This window comes from Rhizobacter sp. P1_G5 (assembly GCF_056405435.1).
On record NZ_JBFUCB010000649.1, the window covers coordinates 1 to 3,279 of the forward strand.

General features: G+C 70.3%; 4 protein-coding genes. All 4 read left to right on the forward strand.

The window, feature by feature from the left end; translation table 11 throughout:
- A partial coding sequence (locus AC1D12_RS28800) for a motility hub landmark protein FimV (RefSeq protein ID WP_477844541.1) occupies positions 1 to 1,390 on the forward strand: 1,390 nt, incomplete at its 5' end.
- A gap of 10 nt (positions 1,391 to 1,400) precedes the next feature.
- Positions 1,401 to 2,213 carry a tRNA pseudouridine(38-40) synthase TruA gene (gene truA / locus AC1D12_RS28805; protein ID WP_477844543.1) on the forward strand — a complete coding sequence of 271 codons (813 nt, stop codon included), beginning with the start codon at positions 1,401 to 1,403 and terminating at the stop codon, positions 2,211 to 2,213.
- Positions 2,210 to 2,857 carry a phosphoribosylanthranilate isomerase gene (locus AC1D12_RS28810; RefSeq protein ID WP_477844545.1) on the forward strand — a complete coding sequence of 216 codons (648 nt, stop codon included), beginning with the start codon at positions 2,210 to 2,212 and terminating at the stop codon, positions 2,855 to 2,857. The genes truA and AC1D12_RS28810 overlap by 4 nt, the downstream gene beginning before the upstream one ends.
- Positions 2,858 to 2,870: 13 nt before the next feature.
- Positions 2,871 to 3,279: pyridoxal-phosphate dependent enzyme (locus AC1D12_RS28815; protein WP_477844547.1), on the forward strand; the 409-nt coding region annotated here is incomplete at its 3' end.

A 3,279-nucleotide genomic window follows, 5' to 3' on the forward strand; every position in this document is an offset into this window, starting at 1 on the left:
GCCGGCCCCTGTGCCGCCGCCGCCGGCTCCGGTGGCAGCGACCCCTGTGCCCGCACCCGCGCCGGTGATCGAGACCCCGGCCTCGGCGCCCGCCGACGTGCCGCCGGTCGCTGCCGCGTCGGCGCCTGACGTGGTGGCCAGTGCGCCGGTCGTGGCCGTCGCGCCGCCGAAGCCTGCGCCGGCCCCGATGCCCGCTCCGGCGCCCGAGCCGAGCTTCCTGTCGTCGCTGCTCGACGACAACCTGCCGGCCCTGCTCGGCGGCATCGCCGTGCTGCTGCTCGGCGGTTTCGCGGCGTGGCGCTTCAGCAAGCGCGCCAAGCGCGACAGCGGTGAAACCTCGTTCCTCGAGAGTCGCCTTCAACCGGATTCTTTCTTCGGGGCCAGCGGCGGTCAGCGCATCGACACGCGTGACGCCGGCGGGGCATCGTCGTCGATGAGCTACTCGCTGAGCCAGCTCGATGCCATCGGCGACGTTGATCCAGTGGCCGAGGCCGATGTCTACCTGGCCTATGGCCGCGACCTGCAGGCCGAGGAAATCCTCAAGGAAGCCATGCGCGCGAGCCCCGAGCGCCTGGCGATCCGCACCAAGCTGCTCGAGGTCTACGCCAAGCGCCGCGACACCAAGGGCTTCGAGCTGCTGGCCACCCAGCTGTTCGGCCTGACCGGCGGCCAGGGCGAGGACTGGGCCAAGGCGCAGGAGATCGGCCAGCAGATCGATCCGGAGAACCCGATGTACCGCCCGGGCGGTGGACCGGCCACCGGCGGTGGCGAAGCGCGTCCGTCGGCCGAGCTGCTGGGTGCGAGCACGATGCCGCAATCGGTGCTGCCGTCGCCGTCCGAGTTCGGCACCAGCGGTTCGCACGGCAGCGGTTTCGACAGCACCGGCGCCGGCATGGACCTCGACCTCGACCTGGCCCTGCCGAGCGGCTCGGCGGTGTCGGCACCGCACCTGCCGGAAGAGACCCAGCCGCTGCCGACCGGCGAGGTCGGCCACTCGCTGGACGACATGAGCTTCGACCTGCCGCTGGATCCGCCGCCCCCGCCGCCTCGCGCCGCGCCGGCCCCGGCCCGCAGCGCACCGGCCAGCGCGCCGATGGACTTCGACCTGTCCAGCATCTCGCTGGACCTGGGCGATTCGACGATCCCGGCGCCGGCCGCCCCGCGCTCCGCCGCGGCAGCACCGGCCTCGAGCAACGAGTTCGGTGACATCGACCTGGGCGACGCCCCGGACGACGGCTCCGACCCGATCGCGCGCAAGCTCGAACTGGCTGAAGAGTTCCGCCAGATCGGTGACATGGAAGGCGCCCGCGACCTGCTGCAGGAAGTGATCGCCAAGGCGAGCGGCGCGACCAAGACGCGCGCCCAGGCCATGCTCTCCGACCTCGGGTGAACGAAGGAACGTGACCCAAGAGAAGCTGGCCCTCGGTATCAGCTACCAGGGCCAGGCCTACCGCGGCTGGCAGAGCCAGCCGGGCGGGCAGACGATCCAGGACCATCTCGAACGGGCGTTGTCGCAATTCGCGGCCACGCCCGTTCGCACGATGTGTGCCGGCCGCACCGATGCCGGCGTGCATGCGCTGAACCAGGTCGTGCACCTGCACGCACTGGTGGCGCGCGAAACCGAATCGTGGATGCGCGGCACCAACCGCTTCCTGCCGCTCGACATCGCGGTGCAGTGGTGCCGGCCCGTGCCCGACGACTTCCATGCCCGCAACAGCGCACAGGGCCGCCGCTACGCCTACCTGCTGCTCGAGTCGCGCGTGCGGGCGGCGATCGAGTCCGGCGCGGCCGGGTGGGTGTTCCGCCCGCTCGATGGCGATGCGATGCGCGAGGCGGCCGCCGTGCTGATCGGCGAACACGACTTCAGCGCGTTCCGCGCCGCCGAATGCCAATCGCCGACGCCGGTGAAGACGCTGCGCGAGATCCGCATCCGGCGCTTCGGCGCGTACTGGCGCTTCGATTTCGACGGCAATGCCTTCCTGCACCACATGGTGCGCAACATCATGGGCTGCCTGGTGGCGATCGGCGCCGGGCAGCGCGCGCCGGGCTGGATGGGCGAGGTGCTGGCCTCGCGCAGCCGCAGCGTGGCGGCGCCGACCTTTGCCCCCGACGGGCTGTACTTCGTCGGGCCGTACTACGATGCGCGCTTCGACATCCCCCTGCACACGCCGCCGATGGACTGGCTCCCCGGTGGCGCGAGCATCGAAGCATGAGCGTGCGCACCCGAATCAAGATCTGCGGCCTGACACGCGAGGCCGACGTCGACGCGGCCGTCGCGGCCGGCGCCGATGCGATCGGCTTCGTGCTGTACGAGCGCAGCCCGCGGCATGTGAGCGTCGAGCGCGCGGCCGAGCTGGCGCAGCGCCTGCCGCCGTTCGTCACGCCAGTGGTGCTGTGTGTCAATGCCGCGCCGTCGCTGATCGAGCGCGCGAGCGCCGCGATCCCGAACCTGCTGCTGCAATTCCACGGCGACGAGACGCCGGCCGACTGCGCCGCCGCCGGCCGCCCGTTCCTGCGGGCCGCACGCATGGCGGGGGATTTCGATTTGCTAGACTTCGCCGCTCAGTACCCGCACGCCCAGGGGCTGCTGCTCGACGCTCATGTCGACGGGTATGGTGGAGGCGGAAAGGTCTTCGATTGGTCACTCATTCCTCGAAACGTGCGCTCTCCAGTCGTTTTGTCTGGTGGGTTGCATGCCGGAAATGTGATCGAAGGAATTCTTCGGGTGCGGCCCTGGGCCGTTGACGTGAGTTCCGGCGTTGAAAGTGCCAAGGGCATCAAGGATGCCTGGGCCATCCGCCGTTTTTGCGATGCCGTGCGCGAAGCTGACGCACGCATCGCGAGCACCCCCACCTGAAGCGAGTCAATCCATGTCGAAATACCAGCAGCCCGATGCCAGCGGGCATTTCGGGCCTTATGGCGGCACCTTCGTCGCCGAGACCCTGATCCACGCGCTCGACGAACTGAAAGCGGCCTATGCCGCGGCGCAGCGCGACCCGGCCTTCCAGGCCGAATACGAGAGCGAACTGAAGCATTTCGTGGGCCGGCCGAGCCCGGTCTACCACGCCGCGCGCATGAGCCGCGAACTGGGCGGCGCGCAGATCTACCTGAAGCGCGAGGACCTCAACCACACCGGCGCGCACAAGATCAACAACACGATCGGCCAGGCGCTGCTCGCGCGCCGCATGGGCAAGCCGCGCGTGATCGCCGAGACCGGTGCCGGCCAGCACGGCGTGGCCACCGCCACGATCTGCGCGCGCTACGGCATGGAGTGCGTCG